11 protein-coding genes and 2 pseudogenes are annotated in these 17,125 nt (G+C 44.5%); 11 read left to right on the top strand and 2 right to left on the bottom strand.

Annotation, left to right across the window (positions count from 1 at the left end; translation table 11 throughout):
• Window positions 1–21 precede the first annotated feature (21 nt).
• Both L1028_RS17155 and L1028_RS17150 read left to right on the top strand, forming a co-directional pair.
• Entirely contained in the window at window positions 22–777 is a 756-nt protein-coding gene (locus L1028_RS17155) for a M20 metallopeptidase family protein (RefSeq protein WP_341482556.1), read from the top strand.
• Window positions 774–884 (top strand): annotated as a pseudogene (locus tag L1028_RS17150) (FMN reductase); the annotation flags it as partial. The gene L1028_RS17155 and the pseudogene L1028_RS17150, both read left to right, overlap by 4 nt.
• A gap of 64 nt (window positions 885–948) precedes the next feature.
• On the opposite strand, the pseudogene L1028_RS17145 reads toward L1028_RS17150, so the two are convergent.
• Together L1028_RS17145 and L1028_RS17140 are read right to left on the bottom strand one after the other, a co-directional pair.
• A pseudogene (locus tag L1028_RS17145) lies at window positions 949–1,518 on the bottom strand (TetR/AcrR family transcriptional regulator).
• Window positions 1,519–1,705: 187 nt separating this feature from the next.
• Window positions 1,706–2,179 carry a MarR family winged helix-turn-helix transcriptional regulator gene (locus L1028_RS17140; RefSeq protein ID WP_234535819.1) on the bottom strand — a complete coding sequence of 158 codons (474 nt, stop codon included), beginning with the start codon at window positions 2,177–2,179 and terminating at the stop codon, window positions 1,706–1,708.
• Between the two features lie 151 nt (window positions 2,180–2,330).
• On the opposite strand from L1028_RS17140, the gene L1028_RS17135 reads away from it, so the two are divergent.
• The 9 genes from L1028_RS17135 to L1028_RS17095 all read left to right on the top strand — a co-directional run bounded on the left by L1028_RS17135 (window position 2,331) and on the right by L1028_RS17095 (window position 16,894).
• The gene (locus tag L1028_RS17135; RefSeq protein WP_234535816.1) at window positions 2,331–2,915 is read left to right on the top strand and encodes a DUF3238 domain-containing protein; all 585 of its coding nucleotides are present in this window, start codon (window positions 2,331–2,333) and stop codon (window positions 2,913–2,915) included.
• 34 nt (window positions 2,916–2,949) lie between these two features.
• On the top strand, window positions 2,950–3,576 hold the full coding sequence (locus L1028_RS17130; RefSeq protein ID WP_234535813.1) for an FMN-dependent NADH-azoreductase: 627 nt from the start codon (window positions 2,950–2,952) through the stop codon (window positions 3,574–3,576).
• 131 nt (window positions 3,577–3,707) lie between these two features.
• Window positions 3,708–4,844 carry an MFS transporter gene (locus tag L1028_RS17125; RefSeq protein WP_234535811.1) on the top strand — a complete coding sequence of 379 codons (1,137 nt, stop codon included), beginning with the start codon at window positions 3,708–3,710 and terminating at the stop codon, window positions 4,842–4,844.
• 102 nt (window positions 4,845–4,946) lie between these two features.
• The gene (locus tag L1028_RS17120; RefSeq protein WP_234535809.1) at window positions 4,947–7,406 is read left to right on the top strand and encodes a GH39 family glycosyl hydrolase; all 2,460 of its coding nucleotides are present in this window, start codon (window positions 4,947–4,949) and stop codon (window positions 7,404–7,406) included.
• Window positions 7,407–7,646: 240 nt separating this feature from the next.
• Window positions 7,647–8,759, top strand: a complete 1,113-nt coding sequence (locus L1028_RS17115) for an alpha/beta hydrolase (protein ID WP_234535807.1) — start codon at window positions 7,647–7,649, stop codon at window positions 8,757–8,759.
• Window positions 8,760–8,963: 204 nt separating this feature from the next.
• A complete protein-coding gene (locus tag L1028_RS17110; RefSeq protein WP_234535805.1) occupies window positions 8,964–11,072 on the top strand; it encodes a glycoside hydrolase family 2 TIM barrel-domain containing protein in 2,109 nt (702 codons plus the stop codon).
• 60 nt (window positions 11,073–11,132) lie between these two features.
• Complete coding sequence (locus tag L1028_RS17105; RefSeq protein ID WP_234535803.1) at window positions 11,133–11,498, top strand: hypothetical protein; 366 nt, start codon at window positions 11,133–11,135, stop codon at window positions 11,496–11,498.
• Between the two features lie 655 nt (window positions 11,499–12,153).
• Complete coding sequence (locus L1028_RS17100; protein ID WP_234535801.1) at window positions 12,154–14,796, top strand: glycoside hydrolase family 2 protein; 2,643 nt, start codon at window positions 12,154–12,156, stop codon at window positions 14,794–14,796.
• On the top strand, window positions 14,789–16,894 hold the full coding sequence (locus L1028_RS17095; protein ID WP_234535799.1) for a dienelactone hydrolase family protein: 2,106 nt from the start codon (window positions 14,789–14,791) through the stop codon (window positions 16,892–16,894). The genes L1028_RS17100 and L1028_RS17095 overlap by 8 nt, the downstream gene beginning before the upstream one ends.
• Window positions 16,895–17,125 lie beyond the last annotated feature (231 nt).

The following is a 17,125-nucleotide window of genomic DNA, read 5'->3' as shown; positions in this document are numbered from 1 at the left end:
CAAAACTCGAATATTGCGGAGATGATGCATTACGCCGGCCAGCTGCAGGATGAAATGATTGAATACCGTCGTGATTTGCATACCCATCCGGAGCTACTATATGATGTCGTTCGCACTTCTAATAAAGTAGCAGATTTGTTAGAGGAGTGGGGGATCACAGTACGTAGAAATGTCGGTAAACATTTCGGAATGGGGGTGGTCGGCCTCCTGCACGGCTTAGCAGACAATGGCAATAGTGGGCCCACTCTTCTTCTTAGGGCAGATATGGATGCCCTGCCGATACAAGAGTGCAATGAGTTGCCTTACAAGTCAGTCAATGACGGCATCATGCACGCCTGTGGCCATGATGCCCATACCGCTATGCTGTTGGGGGCTGCCCGAACCTTGGCAGCCTTCCGGGAACGATTGATTGGCACGATCATTTTCGTCTTTCAACCAGTTGAGGAGGGCGCGGTCAAGAGTCCGCTTGATGGAAGATTACTCTCGGGCGGCCGCGATCTCATTGAGGATAACGTGCTGGAAGGTGTCGACTATGCCTACGCGCTACATGTCATGCCAGAGCTTCCGGTCGGAACGCTTGGTATTCACCCTCATGATGCCATGGCAGCGTCCAACCATTTTAAGGTGGAATTTCAGGGGACATCCGGTCATCATAGTGCTCCGCACAGAGCTGTAGATTCGATCCAGATGGCGGCACGATATATTGGAGAGATTAACGGAATGATGGCTAATCGAATCGATCCGCAGGAGGCGGCGGTTGTGCATAACTACAAGTAAATGACGTTGTGCTATTCCGAATAGACCGCTTAGTGGAAGATACCTATGTACTCTCTGAGACTTATGCCAAAATTCGAGAGGCTGAAGAAGCTAAATATTGTTTCTAAGGAAGATCAAAATAGGCTAACATTTCGCATAATAGTTACTATTTTTTAAGTCACCCTTCATCTATTAGGATGAGGGGTTATTTGTACAAGTTCGTTCCAACAAGGCTCCCAGCTGTTCTGCTAATACTTGATAGATTACCGGTCTTTCGTTCGTGAACCACCATTCAACTACACCCACATACGAAGAAACTACAAATTGTACGACTAGATCTCTATTTAAACCTTCGTTTTTACCCTTTGTGACATCAACTTCGTCATTGAACTCTTCTATAAGAAATTCCAGAAAACGACTCCGGAAGAAAGGGGCTCCTTTACTAGCTAACATCATGGAGAAAAGGCATAGTTACTTTCAAAATATTACGTCCAAATCACGGACCCCGTTACAAAATCCAAATCAGATGCTGCTTCACATCTCTCACGAAGTTCATTGATATGCTTCTCAATAAGCTTATCAAGAAGATCATATTTATCCATTTAGTGAAGGTAAATAGTACCACGGCTCACGTTTGCTTTTATCTGAGAGTTCCTGAAGGGTTATATCATCAAATTTTTTCACAGTCATTAGTTCAATGACTGCTGTCAAACTCCTCGTGAAAACGGAGAACTCGCCAATCACGTACTTGAGATCATGCATGCATTCCATACAAGTTCCGACTCTAAGCAATATGCTCAGCTGGTCACCAGCTGCGAGCAGCCCAAGCCATTTCCGCTGGGCTTATTCAAGATAATCAGCCTTCAAGAAGGGTAGAAGACAGATCTATAAATCTTCTGCCCTTTTTGGTTTGCTGAATCGCAGCATACACGATATATTCACCACACACTTACCAGACAGGTCTTGATCTCATAGTAGATTTATCTTCATTTGCTGTATAAACAAGTTTTGTTAAATCATCTTTGAGCATTTGCAGTCGTTCAGTACCTATGATTTCAATCCAACGTTGCTCAATCTCAGTTAGTATTTCCTCTTTTGCTTTCACTGCTAACCAACCTCGCTCAGTCAAAACAATGATTTTTCCTCTCTTGTCAGTGGGATGATTTTCGCGAATTACATAACCACTTTTCTCAAGATAATCTACCATTTTACTTACAGCTTGCTTCGTAATTCCTAAATATTCGGCTAATTCTATACCTGTTGCTCCGTTTGGAGTAATACACTTAAACATAAAACCATGTACAGGTCTAATATCTCCAAATCCTAATTCACGCAATCTATCATGTAGTTCATTAATGGATGTACTAAAGGATAATGATAAAAGTGATGTCAGATCCAATTCACTAAATACTTCCTGAGTCATACATAAAACCTCCTTAAATAAAGTCAACTTAGTTGACTTTGTTCGAAATACATTGTACTATGCAAAAAGTAGTCAATCAAGTTGACTATATTTCTATTATGAAAGAAACAGGAATCACTGAAACAGAATTAATTAATTATGGAGGGTTCTCATGACTAATATTGTTAAAGTTAGAGCAAGTGTATTTATTCCAACACCGTGGACTGATCCTAGGAAGGATGAAGAAACAGGAAACGTAATCCATTTTGAAGGTGACTCACGTGAATTTACACCGTATGCTGTCAACGCTATGCGCTCCAGAGTGGAACAAGAAGTAGTTGTAGATTTTTACAAAAAAGATATTTTCACATATGCAAATACTGGTATTACAACAGAAAAAGTCACAACTCCAGATGGTTCTGTTAATAAAAAAACAGGAAAAGCTACTACAGAAGGTATTTTGTGCACTGATATTGTATGGGGTCCTGAAGACGTCAGGTTTCAAATGAGTGCAAGTGCTAGCAATCCATTAAATGCATTTGCACCTCCAGTTGACTATTTTTTAATAGTTCATATCCAAAAGGATGGTACTGTCAATATGCAAGGAGCACATGATGGATTTCCTTGTTTTGAATTTTATAAACAAGTGAACTTCGGAGTGTTCGAACAAATTTATACACATGATTTCAGAGTAACTGGTGATACGCCTGAAGCTATGGCTGGAGAAATGGAGTATAGTTTCAAAAAAATATTATAAACAACATTAGAGTGCACATCAGGAGGAACAAAAAATGATAACTGTTTTATTTGTAAAAGCAAACAATCGACCAGCGGATCAGTCGGTTAGTGTTAGATTATATGAGGCTTTTTTAGCGAGTTATAAAGAATCACATCCAAATGACATCGTGGTAGAGCTGGATTTATTCAATGAGGAATTGCCTTACGTAGGTGCAGATATGATTAACGGTACATTTAAGATTAATAGAGGATTAGATTTAACAGTAGAAGAAGCAAAAGCAGTAGCTGTTGCTGATAAGTATTTAGATCCATTCCTTGCAGCTGATAAAGTCGTATTTGGGTTCCCTTTATGGAATTTAACCATCCCAGCTGTACTACACACATATATTGATTACTTAAACCGCGCAGGCAAAACATTTAAATATACGCCAGAAGGTCCAGTAGGTCTTATTGGAAATAAAAAAATAGTGTTATTAAACGCAAGTGGCGGTGTATATTCTGAGGGAACAAAAGTTGATCTAGAGATGGCTGTTAAATATGTAACAAGTATGATGAACTTCTTTGGTGTGAAAAATATGGAGACCATTGTCATTGAAGGGCACAGCCAATTCCCTGATAAGGCAGAAGAGATTATTGTCGCAGGGCTTGAAAAAGCTGTTAAAGTATCAAGGGCGTTCTAATTAACCAAGCATGTATCAGTCAATATAGGGCAGTACCCTCACTTTTTTAGCGGTGGTGCTGCTTTTTTATTCGCCTATTTCACTATTTTTGGGGAGTACGTAAAGTCGATAGAAAGAAGGATTACATTACAATGGAACGTTTATGGACAAAAAACTATATCATGCTGACCCTTACAGCTTTATTACTATTTAGCGGATTTTATTTACTAATGCCAACATTGCCTATGTTTATCAAACAACTAGGTGGAAGTGAATCTCAAGTTGGATTAATAATTGGAGTGTTTACAATATCGGCAGTAATTTTTCGTCCTATTATAGGAGGATTAATGGATCGGTATGGTCGACGTGCATTCATAATAAGCGGATTACTATTTTTTGCTATAACAATGTATTTTTATGATTGGGTAACAGGCATTATTTTTTTAGTAGTATTACGTATCCTCCATGGAGTCAGCTGGGCAGTTGCTACAACCTCGATAGGAACGGCAGTGACTGATGTTATTCCACAGTCTCGTCGTGGAGAAGGAATGGGATGGTATGGACTAGCAATGACTTTAGGAATGGCATTAGGACCAATCATTGGTCTTTGGGTAACAAAATCTTATTCATTTCATTACCTATTTCTTCTATGCACAGCATTAGCTTTGATTGCATTCATACTTGGATTTGGTGCAAAAATTCCAACAGTACAAAATACATCAAAAAAACCAATATCATTTTATGAAAAAACAGTTTTACCTATCGCTATCGTTACATTTTTCTTATCATTTACTTTTGGTGGCATTACAACATTTTTACCACTGTTTGCGGCAAAAATTGAAGTTAACACGGGTACTTTTTTCTTAGTGTATGCTGTCACCCTTACAGTAATTAGACCACTTACAGGGAAGATATCCGATAAGTATGGGGAAGGGGTCATTATTGTACCTGCTCTTTTCATATTGATAGTCGCACTATTCGTCCTAACAATGACTAAAGGAATTGTTGGATTGGTTATTACAGCTATTTTGTACGGAATTGGATTCGGATCAGCTCAACCAGCGCTTCAAGTAGCGATAATTCGATTAGCCCCACCAGCCAAAAGAGGTGTAGCGAACGCTACATTCTTTACAGCTTTTGATTTAGGAATTGGTTTAGGAGCTATACTACTTGGGTTTGTTTCACAGCTTATGGGATATCAGATGGTATTTATTACTTGTGCTATATTTGGGTTTATAAGTCTGGTGCTTTTTATATTGTTTGTAAAAAAGACACTAAAAACAACCTGAACCTTCGTTATCAATAAGACAGTAAACTTGATTTCATGGGTTTATATGATAGGATTTTGAATGAGGCAAGGCTCTATTAAGATTAAGAATAGGAGGTTAGGTATGCAAAAAAATACATTGATAGCCTCGGATTTCAGGTTTTCAATTAACCTCCCTGAAGACGCTATCGCTTCCTGGCATCAAGAACTTGAAGTAATGTACATCTTGCAGGGAACTGGGGTACTACAGTTGGATGACAATCAGTTTACCTATGAAGTTCAGCAGGATGACATTATTGTATTGAATAGCTACCAACTGCACGCTTTAAATATGAAAGGTTCGGGCAAGGCGCTATCGCTGTTTATCTCGCCGGCATTTTTGGCAGCTTTTTGTCCTGAGATTGAAAGTATAATTATAGAGTGTAAGTCTTTTCTATACCCTAAGGACGAACAAGCTCGCTTTAATGTAATCCGAAGTGAGTTCGCCAGTGTATTCCAGGCCTATTACAAAAACGAATCTCGTTTACCTATACTAATGCGTAGTCGTGTAGGTGTACTGCTGAACAGTCTAGTGCATACTTTTCTTGAGCAGAACAAGCAGAAGGATTCCTCCAAATCCTCAAGTAAGGAAAGATTGCGCAAAGCAACCGACTATCTCCACCGACATTATCGGGAAAATATTACTCTGAGTGGACTAGCCTCTACTATCTATTTAAGTAGCTCCTACCTGTCCCATTTATTTCAGAAACAGCTAGGCCTTACTTTTACTGCCTACCTTACAAATGTCAGACTGAGTCAGGCAGTGGCACTTCTTCGTAGTGAAAGAACGATCACGGACATCGCCTCAGAAGTTGGATTTCCAAGTACCAACGCTTTGATCGACGCCTTCAAACGGCGCTTTGGTGTTACACCAGGGCAATACCGTCTAGTAAATGAGCATGATGCGACAGATCCACAGGAGAACAGAATGGTCACAGCGGGATTTTCGACCGATTTCACTTCACTAATGCGGCATTTGCATCACAACGAGCACTCCATTGTCCAACCTCAGGTCAATGAGGGATATGATCTTCATGTGGACACTGGCCGTAAGATTCGGACGCTGAGTCATAACTGGCGGACGTTGATTAATGCAGGTTACGCCAAGGATCTGTTGAATGGCGCGGTACAGGCGCAAATACGAAAGCTGCAAAAGGAGATTGGCTTTCGCTATATGCGCTGCAAAGGTCTGTTAGACGATGACATGATGTTGTATGTCAGGAAAATGTCTGGTAGCGCAGATTATAACTTTGTTTATGTAGATGAGGTACTGGACTTCATGCTTTCAGTGGAGTTAAAGCCTTATGTTGAATTTAGTTATATGCCTTCTGCATTAGCGAGGGAAGCCGTGTTTCCATTTAAGAGGCCAAGTATCCTTTCTATGCCTGAGCATCTAGACAAATGGCTCGACCTTGTGACTTCCCTTATTAGGCATTTCATTGATCGGTATGGGATTGAGTCCGTGCGGGAATGGAGATTTGCTCCTTTTGTGAGTCCAGAGTTTTCAGGATATGGTGTGTTTACCATGGAAGAATACTGGGTGCTTTACCGTGAAACCAGCCACGCCATCCGTGCTATCGATCCGCAGCTACATATTGTTGGTCCAGGAAGCAACATTGATTCTAGTAATTTTATCAGCGAATTCCTAGTGTCTTGCAGTAAGGGGAATTGTTTGCCCGACTCTCTGGCTCTACGTGCTTATCACAGCATCTTACCGGGTCAGGAAGACACTGGTCTTCAGCTCATGGCAGAGGATGAAGCTTTTCCACTTGCGGTAAGCGGCGATGAACAGTTTATGAAACACGCGTTACATAAGGTCAAAAAGCTGTTGCGTCAACGTGGTTTCGCTAGTCTGCCTGTGATTCTTGAAGAGTGGAGTAATAACATATGGCAGCGTGATTTATGTAATGATACCTCCTACAAATCTGCTTTTCTTTTCAAAAATATTCTGGAGAATTACGACCACTTTGAGGCTATGGGATACTGGTCGCTCAGTGACCATATGGAGGAAATTGTTCCTTCGTCGGATCTTTTTCATCGCGGGTTTGGTTTATTCACTCGCGGAGGTTTGCCCAAAAGCTGTTATCGGGCGCTGCAATTGTTGCGTTATGCAGGAAGCGGTCTGATAGCTGAAGGTGATGGGTATTTTATAACTTCCTCGAAAGGTGAAATACAGATATTCCTATATAATTATTGTCATTATGATACTCTATATCGCTACCGTCATACCACTCACTTGACTCAAACCGAACGTTACAACGTGTTCAATATACGCAATACCCGTCAGTATCACATTCGTCTAGACGGCTTAACGCCGGGTGTTTATACAGAGCGAAGGTATTCGGTAGGTCCGGCTGGGGGAAGCGCCTTTGATGAATGGTTGAATATGGGGGCACCTAAGGACTTGCGTCCAGAAGAATGGTCTTATCTTGAAGGTCGGTCCCTGCCATTATTTCAAATGCGTTCGCTGCAAGTGACAGCAAATTTTGTGGTAAATGCTGTTGTACAACCTCATGAGGTACAAGTGATTAGATTAACACGTTAAATAGAGAATAGTATAACAAGGATGACTTTAGTGTTGTCCTTTTTTTGTTTTTTATATTGTATTTTTGCTCTCGACATCATTTTTGAAATCGCTTTCAATAATAATGATAAAAGAAAGATATAACAAAAGAAATAATGCGATATTTTTTCTGCAAACCCAAACCTATAATTGAGTTATGGCAACCAATACAAATCGCCGCAAATCATTTTACCATACAACATTTGAAAAGGAGTAATCATCATGGAACGTAAATATTCGCAACAGCTTCTTACATCGATGCTAGAAAGGCAACATGTAATTAATGAAAATGGACTGGATATCCTGATTAAGCCTATTCCTGAAACCGATGAGCCTGGTGTGCTGGATCCTCGCTTTTATCAAAGTATGGAGTCAATCCTAAAAGGCTTCAAGGGAATGCTGGTTAAGATGATGTTGAAAGGCAGCCGAAAGAAAAATATCCAAAAAAGTGCAGCTCAAATGCGCAAGATGATGAATGGCGTGAACAGCATTCCGATTACTGAAGGTGTTGATGTGAGGCATGCTACCGTTCAAAACGGTGATGTTGCTGTCCCGGTGCGAATTTACACTTCGCAGAAGAAGAGTGGAGAGTTGCAGCCAGTGTTCTATTACATCCACGGAGGCGGTTTCGTAGCAGGAGGACCCGAAGTAGTAGAGGAGATGTGCAAGCTTGTGGTTGCAAATACGGGCTGTGTATCGATTCAGGTTGATTACCGCTTAGCTCCGGAGAACCCATACCCCGCTGGGCTCGACGACTGTTATACCGTGTTGAAATGGATATATGCTCACGCCGAAGAATTTAATGGTGATCCGAATCGCATCTGTATTTCCGGTGATTCCGCAGGTGGGAATTTAGCCACGGTATGCGCAATGAAAGATCGGGATGAAGGAACGCAGATGGTAAAGGCACAGGCACTACTATATCCAAGCGTGGACGCAGCAGGTATGCAGGAACATATGCAGCGCAGAGATGTTTATGAAAAATCCCCGTCTCAGGATAAAGAGATTCGTTCTATACTGAATTTGTTGAGTGGTGGTTTAGGAACTGTGGGCTTAGGCGAATATTTGGGCGTGTCCGATGATACAATCCCTTATGTGAGCCCGCTGCGAGGAGATCTGAAAGGGATGCCGTCTGTCATTATTTTGTTTGGCGAATATGACTTTCTGCGTATTGAAGATGATGCTTATGCCTTAAAGCTGAAGGCGTCGGGCGTCCAAGTGAAAACGGTACGGTACAAAGGACTTTCTCACGGCTTTGCCGATCAGGTGGGCGTCACACCGCAAGCGGAAGATAGTTTGATTGAAATTGGGAATTTCATGCTAGAGAATGTGTAATAAATTATATTCAAAAGCCGCTCATTGCGGCTTTTTTTATTGTTCTGAAATTACTATTAAATCTTGTCATCAGGCACATTCATGCTCCGGCTATATTGTAAGATTAGACCTGTCGTCATTCAAATGAGTGTTAACCACTCTACTGAATTATCTGGCTTAATATGCTAAGCTTTATATAGTAGAGCATTATACTGCTAGAGATCAGTGATTAGGCTGGACAATACGGAGATCGGTAGCCGTAACAGTCTGAACACCCCGCATATATATGAATTGCCGAAGCTACAAGCTGGAATTCATACAATCACCGTCCGTGTGGACAATACCGATTACCCAACCAAAGGCGGACATTTGACTTCACAGGATACCCAGACCAACTGGAATGGAATTACCGGTCGTATGGAGCTTCAGTTCTATGGGGAATCGCAGCTTACTAATATCCGACTGGAGTCGAATCTGGCTGCACGTACGGTTCGTATTACAGCAATTTTGGACAGCAACAGTGAAACTACGCTTGCGGTGTCTGCCCAAAGCTTCAATAGTGAAGAGACACACGCGGTGGACGAGCGTGAGTTTCCTGTTTCACCGGGGCTTTTTTCCGTCGATTATGTGCTAGGCCAAAACGCGTTGCTCTGGAGTGAAGGCGCTCCCAATCTTTATAATATAACCCTTGTTTTGAAAGACAGGGATGGACATATTACTGACCAACAGGAGCTTATCTTTGGTTTGAGGGAATTCCGAGCGGAGGGCGACAAGTTTACAATCAACGGAGAGAAAACCTTTCTCCGCGGCAAACATGACGGCCTGATCTTCCCGCTCACCGGCTATGCCCCAACTGATGTCGAGGAATGGGTAAGAATCCTTGGCATTTCCAAGTCCTACGGTATCAATCATTATCGCTTCCATACCTGCTGTCCACCGGAGGCTGCTTTTACCGCTGCGGATATGCTTGGGATCTATATGCAACCAGAACTTCCATTCTGGGGTACAATTACGGAAAAAACCGATGATGGCCATAATCAAGCAGAGCAGGATTATCTGATCAGTGAGGGTTATGCCATTCTCCAGGCCTTCGGCAATCATCCCTCCTTCGTGATGATGTCCCTTGGTAATGAGTTATGGGGCAGTAAAGCTAAAATTGATTCTTTCCTGAAGGACTATAAAGCGTTCGATAATCGGATTCTCTATACACAGGGCTCCAATAACCACCAATGGGTACCGGAAATTCTGGAACATGACGATTTCTTCAGTGGGGTGCGCTTCTCCAGAGACCGACTGTTCAGAGGTTCTTATGCCATCTGTGATACACCACTAGGACATGTACAGACTGCCTTGCCGAGTACATTGAAGGATTATGATGATCAGATCGTACCTTTGGATCTCTTGAATGGAGAGAAGATGGAAGATACAGCTGGCGGTGAGATCCAGATTCAGTATGGTACCGAAGCCAAGACCGTGAAAGCAGATGAGGCTTCCGGAGAATGGATACCGCACATTCCTGTTGTTTCGCATGAGATTGGACAATACGCAACCTATCCAAATTTTGAAGAGATCGAAAAATACAACGGACCACTCAAGGCCGAGAATTTCAAAATTTTCCGTGAACGCTTGGAAAGTAAGGGACTGGGGCATTTAGCCGCTAAATACTTCGAATGTTCAGGGCAGCTGGCCGTATCCTGTTACAAAGAGGAACTCGAGGCGGCATTCCGCTCCCGGCGGCTTGCCGGCTTTCAGCTCCTGGATCTCCAGGATTTCAGCGGTCAGGGAACAGCATTAGTAGGTGTCCTCGACGCCTTTATGGATTCCAAAGGAATGATTAGCCCTGAGGAATGGCGAACCTTTTGCAATGATGCCGTTCTGCTGGCGAGATTTCCTAAGTATAACTATGTCTCCGGTGAACCGTTCGATGCTCATGTAGAGCTAAGCTGCTTCCGCAGCGGTTTGCCAGATACACTTGAATTACGTTGGGAACTAACTGTGGATAACGGCATTTTGACAGAAGGGACAACCGAGGTGAACGTTCCTGCAGGAACGAATTACATCGATATCTGCGATTTGGAAATAACGCTGCCTGTAGTTGACCGGATGAGTACAATCGTATTGTCTCTCTCGATACAGGGGACAGATATTCGTAAGAGCTACGATCTATGGATTTACCCAGAAAAGAGCGGCAATATGCTGGAAGGCATCCATGTATTCGACAAGCTGTCTAGTGATGCGCTTGCACTGCTGGAGCAAGGTGAGAAGGTGCTGCTGATGCCGAAACCGGAAACTCTCCAAAATGCTGTCGAGGGTTATTACTGCACAGATTTCTAGTGTTACCCGATGTTCCGCTCTATCTCAGAGAGTATGAACCGGCCAGTTCCTGTGGGTACCATGGGGCTGTTAATTGATAACAGCCATCCTGTATTCCACGAGTTCCCTACCGAGGAGTATTCAACCTATCCATGGTGGAATATCGTTCAGCACTCAAAATCCATTATCATGGATGAAGCTGACCGCAGTTGGAATCCCGTGGTGCAGACCATCGACAATTTTGAAAGAAATCATAAGCTTAGTTTCCTCATGGAATGCAGCGTAGGAGCAGGCAACTTACTAGTGTGCGCTTTAGATACAGACAAGGTAAGCGATACGCCTGAAGGAAGACAGTTCTTATCAAGCCTTGCGGGTTACATGAAATCCGCAGCGTTCAAACCACAATACAAAGCAACTGTTAACGAGCTTCTTGAGTTAATCAAGTAGGGGATTGCTAAGGCTCTTCATTGTATTTCATATGGATGAACAGAACACAGGGACAGTGCTTCTTTATGTACGATGGACCGTTTAACAGCAGAGCAGCGATTCTCTAAGTCACGAGAAAACCGCTGCTCTTTTTTTGCTAGTTAGGAGGCAGACTTCAACTTCAACAGTGTAATCATCCTCTAGCTTGTGAGAGTTTCGGACTCCAGTGAACCTATTGCTCAGAAAGAGGCTCAATTTCAGAGTTTTTTATGCGAATAGCGACTATAGGGTCCGTTTAACATTCCAAAAGTGGAATAATACTGCGCTTAGGGTCATCTCAGTCCGATAGGTGCTACGTTGTTGCAGGAGTTCTTGAATCTCAAACCAAACAAAAAGCAAAGGAGATCCCCAGTGGCCTTTCACGGCTTGAGGGAACTCCTTTTTCGCGTTCTACAAACGGCTTGGTTCTAGAATAGTTGTTTGTATTTATCTGCAACTGCGCAGATTAACAAACGATTTCACAGGGTTAGGGGCCTTCGAAAATGATAACACGATGCTATCATTGGTAATGAAGCTGGATGAATAGAATTGTAAGCGCATTAACCGATGGCGCCAGAGCCGTTCTTAGTCATGAACAGCGCCAAATTAAGCAGGATTTGGGGGAACGGGAGAAGACATGAAACAAATTTTATTGAACGATCTAAAGTGGGAAGTCAAAGGGTACTGGCCTTGGGTACCGTTAAAGGGCACCAGCATGGAGCTAGGGCAGGAATTGATGGGAGTTACAGACTGGATGCCAGCTACTGTGCCGGGTGGAGTTCATTATGATCTCTACAGACAGGGCTGGATTAGCAATCCTTATGAAGAGTTGAACAGCTTAAGCTGTGAATGGGTAGAGAACCGTTGGTGGGTATACCGCACGACTTTGAAACATCCTGAGCTGAAGGCATCCCGAGTTGAACTGGTCTTTCAGGGGCTAGACTATGAAGCAGCTGTTTACGCCGACAATATCCTGTTGGGTGAACATAAGGGAATGTTCGAGCCGGCTGTATTCGATGTTACAGATCTCCTCTCGGAGCGGGAGAGTCTGGAAATCTCAGTGCTACTGAAGCAGGCACCGGATGAAATGGGTCAAATCGGCAAAACTTCGGCCACCTTTACGCAGAAGAGCCGTTTTAATTATAAATGGGATTTCTCCACCAGGTTAGTTAACGTCGGAATCTGGGATGATGTGGTACTGAGGGTTCACCGGGATTGTTCTTGGCAAGACGTGTCGATCACTACAGATGCGGACCTTGGTGAAAATGACGGGCAGGTGTCTGGTCGAATTTCTATTCAGGCAAGCATCAAACAGATGGCTGGTCCTGAACATACAGGAAGGCTGACAGCGAGCATCACTTGTTCTGATCCGAAGGGGAATCCGCTGCTGGTTCAGACGTACTCTGTTCTTGCGGGAGAAGTTGTGAACACGGAGCTCGAAATACCTGAACCTCAGCTATGGTATCCAAACGGTTACGGAGAACAACCGCTCTACAGCCTTGAGTTAAAGCTAATGGACGAAGACGATATGGAGCTCGATACACGAAGCTTACAGACAGGCATCCGCAAACTTAATTATATCCTTAATGAAGGAAGCCCCGACAACGCGCTACCTTATACGGTTGTGATCAACGGGTGCAAGATTTATATAAAAGGGGTAAATATGACACCCTTGGATCATCTCTACGGAAATGTGACGGTCGAACAGTATCAGCAGATGATCCATCTTATGAAAGCGGCACATATCAACCTCGTTCGGGTATGGGGCGGTGGAATCATTGAGAAGAAAGCGTTTTACGACTTATGTGATGTAAACGGCATTATGGTCTGGCAGGAGTTTATCCAATCGAGTTCTGGCATTGATAATATTCCATCCAAGCAGCCAGAGTTCCTGGAACTGCTGCGTAAGACGGCTTGCACCGCACTCTACGACAAACGCAATCATGTATCACTAACGGTATGGAGCGGTGGAAATGAATTAATGAGTGAACCAAACAAGCCTTCAGACCTCAGTGATTCCAATCTGGCGATGCTAAAGGGGCTGGTAGAGCAGTATGATCCGCAGCGGCTCTTTCTGCCGACCTCGGCATCTGGTCCGGTGGAGTATATTACGGAAGCCAAGGGCCAGGGGCATGATGTTCATGGCTACTGGAAGTATATGGGCAACCCCTATCACTACGAATTATATGGCAGTAACGATAATCTGCTGCATAGCGAATTTGGTGTGGACGGTCTGAGTTCTCTCAAAAGCCTAGAAAAATTTCTGAATGAAGCCAACCAGCAGCCTGTCTCGATGGAGAACAGCGCCGTATGGAGACATCACGGGGAGTGGTGGGATACGCTAAGCCGTGAAGAAGAAATGTTCGGTAGCATGAATGATTTGAAGCAGTTCTCTGCTTGCAGCCAATGGATGCAGGCAGAAGGAATCCGCTTCGTGCTGGAGGCTAACCGTCGCCGCAAATTCCGGAACAGCGGCAGCATTGTCTGGCAGTTCAACGAGCCATGGCCGAATGTGTCTTGCACCAATCTTGTAGATTATTATGGTGAAACTAAAATGGCCTACCACTGGGTGAAACAAGCCTTCCGTCCGCAGCATGCTTCGCTAGATTATCGCAGCCTACTTTTAACGCCTGGTACTAGATTTCATGGAAATGTATTCGTGCATGGTGTGGATGGAGGCAAGGTAAAGGTTGATGCAGAAGTGCTAGATGCAACGGGCAGAAGCTTATATCGGCAAACCTTCGAGGCAGAAGGAGACAAAGATCGTGCTGTCTGTGTTGGGGAGTTGAATTTCAGCGTTCCTGAGCCTGAGGATCTATTATATTTTGTCAGATTGTCATTCCGGAACATTGAAGAAGAATCGCAGCAAAATTTATATGTGTTCTCTACCGCTAACCAACATCTTTATGCCCCAGCACTTGATCTTAAAGGTGGCAACCTTCAGGTGTGGCAGGAAAGCTTATGGCAACCTACTGGTGTAGGAAAGATAAGTCACCAAGCTCACTTCACTCTCCATAATACTGGTAGTGAAGTACTGTTACATGTACATGCAGAGGAGAAGGGGGACCGCTACTGGATGGAAGCAGAAGAACAGTTCCTCACCCTTTTTCCAGGAGAAAAAAGGACGGTGACGGTTACTTGCACACCAAAACTGTCGGGAGGATTTCTGGCTGGGGAGAATTACTGTAGTACTGACGGTCTGCCAGAAATTAAATTTTGCTCGTTTCTGACAGCACATGGCGATACGATACCAGATGAAGGAGAAGGAATTTATGAGTAAATCATTGTGTTTTGTACCGGGGAAATACGTTCCGCTAAGTCGCTTTATTCTGAGTGGTGGATCTGAACCCATTGCTCTACCCGTTACTAGGGCTGTGGCCGATTACTTAAAATTGCACAACGCAGAACTACTGCTAGCCTGCTTGCGGAGCGGTGAAGTGACTTTCCACAGAGCCGCTTGGTCAACCCTGCGAGAGGATACAGTCGAGGCTGAGAACGCTGATGGAACCCAGAATTCAGAGGAAGGAGTGTTCGTATTGGTCAGCCCGTTGCTGACCAATACGCTTCCAGTAGTGTCACACTGGGATAACAGTGCTGATGAGGGGAAAGGCGGCTTCCGTTATGGTGGGACCGACGGCATCGGGACCCTGCGGATGGACGAAACTGGAGAGAAGGTTGTAGCTGAGCATGTACGGCTCTATAATAACGATCCAGATAGCCCTTATGTATACAATACCGAAGATTATCAGTTGTTCGGCAGTAACGAAGGGTATAAAGCACTTAAAACCCCGCAATTTGAACGCTATATTGGTGACCGCTACAGTCTCTATGCAGTAGATGATTTAGTTGCCATCTCCTTAAGCGACCGTATCCTTAAGACCTTCGGGTATCCGGTGGTCTACCGTAATGAATCCGCTGACGAAGAGGCTCTTTTAAGCAATGCGCCTGTGTTTCAGCTCATCAGCGGCAGTCTGTTAGTTACGAAGAACGGTCAGCATAGCCTTGCGTCCTATATTTTGCCGCCCAATTGGAGTGCGAAAAGTGTTAAGGGCTATCCGCTGTTATTCAACGGTTATTATGATGCCAATGAAAATACCTTCAGCACTGTAGGTCCCTCATTTCTGGAAATCATCGGAAAGACTCTGGCCAGCACAGGCAAAGGTGTTGTTGGTGTTCTCTGGAACGGTGGAGGTTACATCGGCAGCCGCTCCCTGCAAAGCTCCATTTACGCCGGCATTGGGGCGGCAATTGCCAGAGGCCAAGATAGCTATGGTGGTGATGCGGAGCAGGTTGTGGCCGTGGGTGGCTCACGCGGTGGGCTGACCGCGTTGCTGGCGGGAGGCAATCCTCTAAGGCTGCCGTACCGGATGCGGTACACATTGTGTTATGCACCTCCGCTAATTCTGAATGGGCTTACCCGTGAGTTTGCGGAAGGGGCATGCCCGTTGATCTGGCATGTGGCAGAGGTGGACACCGGTTACCGGGATATCTGGAAGAAGGACTGGCGGCATCCTCAGACCGGAAGATCAGGTATCGAGACTCTGCTACAGACACTAACGGGAGCTGGTGACTCTGCAAGTCTGCGGGAAACGACCGGACTGGAATCCGATTTCTTCTTAGACGGCCTTAAAGCGAGCGGCACTAAGCTACTGATAAACCACGGCACGCATGATGCCTTTACCCTCAGCCGATTCAGCTTTGCCTTCGCGGCCTTGGTCCGGAGTCACGGCATTCCACTTCGCCATGAGATCGGCTACCGTTTCGGGCATAACAACTGCACGGACCTTTACGAGCAGGCTGCTCTGTGTCTAAAAGCTATACTACAGGAACAGGAGCTTGAATTCACGGGGACGGTGCATTATCGCAGACGCAGTCCAGCTGCGGGCGAGTGGGAGCAGACGGAACGTTTTGTTCCGGTTCATCAGCCAGTTTTTCTGGAGGCACCGAAGTTCGTAGCGGTGGGTAGTCCAGTGGCTTGGACTCTTTATGGAGAGCCGGGAATGGAATACCGCCTAGAGCTGGGAATCCTAGATCAGCAGGCTTGGGAACAGAAGCAGCAGGTAGTCCGTAATGAGTGCATTACCCTCGCGTCCGGTGTTTTACCTGACAAACAGCATCCTCTTGAACTCTGCTCGTGGCAGGATGGGGTAAGTCAACTCGCTGACGGGCAGCATGCGGGTTATTATCTCTATGAGTTATCTTACAGGCTCAAGGGTGAACAGGACTGGAACGTAGTATCTCCATCCCGTGTGCCGCAGCCCGGCGTGGAGCCGCAGGCGGTACTCCGCATTTTGGAGGAGCAGCCCAATCCGGCGAGCGAAGCATTTCGAGCGGAAGCAGCCGTCCTATGCATTAGCTCAGGGCTAAGTGAGGCCTAAACAAAACGTCATACCATGAACATAAGCGGTGTACGACCATTCCGGTGCGTACATCGCTTTTTTTTGAAATATAAGAAAGTATAAGTTTCATACCATACACAATCTCTTATATTTCTCGCATGATTGCTTACCAGCAAAAAAAGTAGCTTTACAAACGCTTTCGCAGGGTTACCGGATTTCGAGGTTTTGTAGGAAGCGCTATCATTTATATATAACAACTATACAACGCCT

This window comes from Paenibacillus pseudetheri, assembly GCF_924513355.1.
GTDB lineage: Bacteria > Bacillota > Bacilli > Paenibacillales > Paenibacillaceae > Paenibacillus_AQ > Paenibacillus_AQ pseudetheri.
Note: the sequence above shows the minus strand (reverse complement) of the source record. Positions and strands in the feature narration are given on the sequence as shown.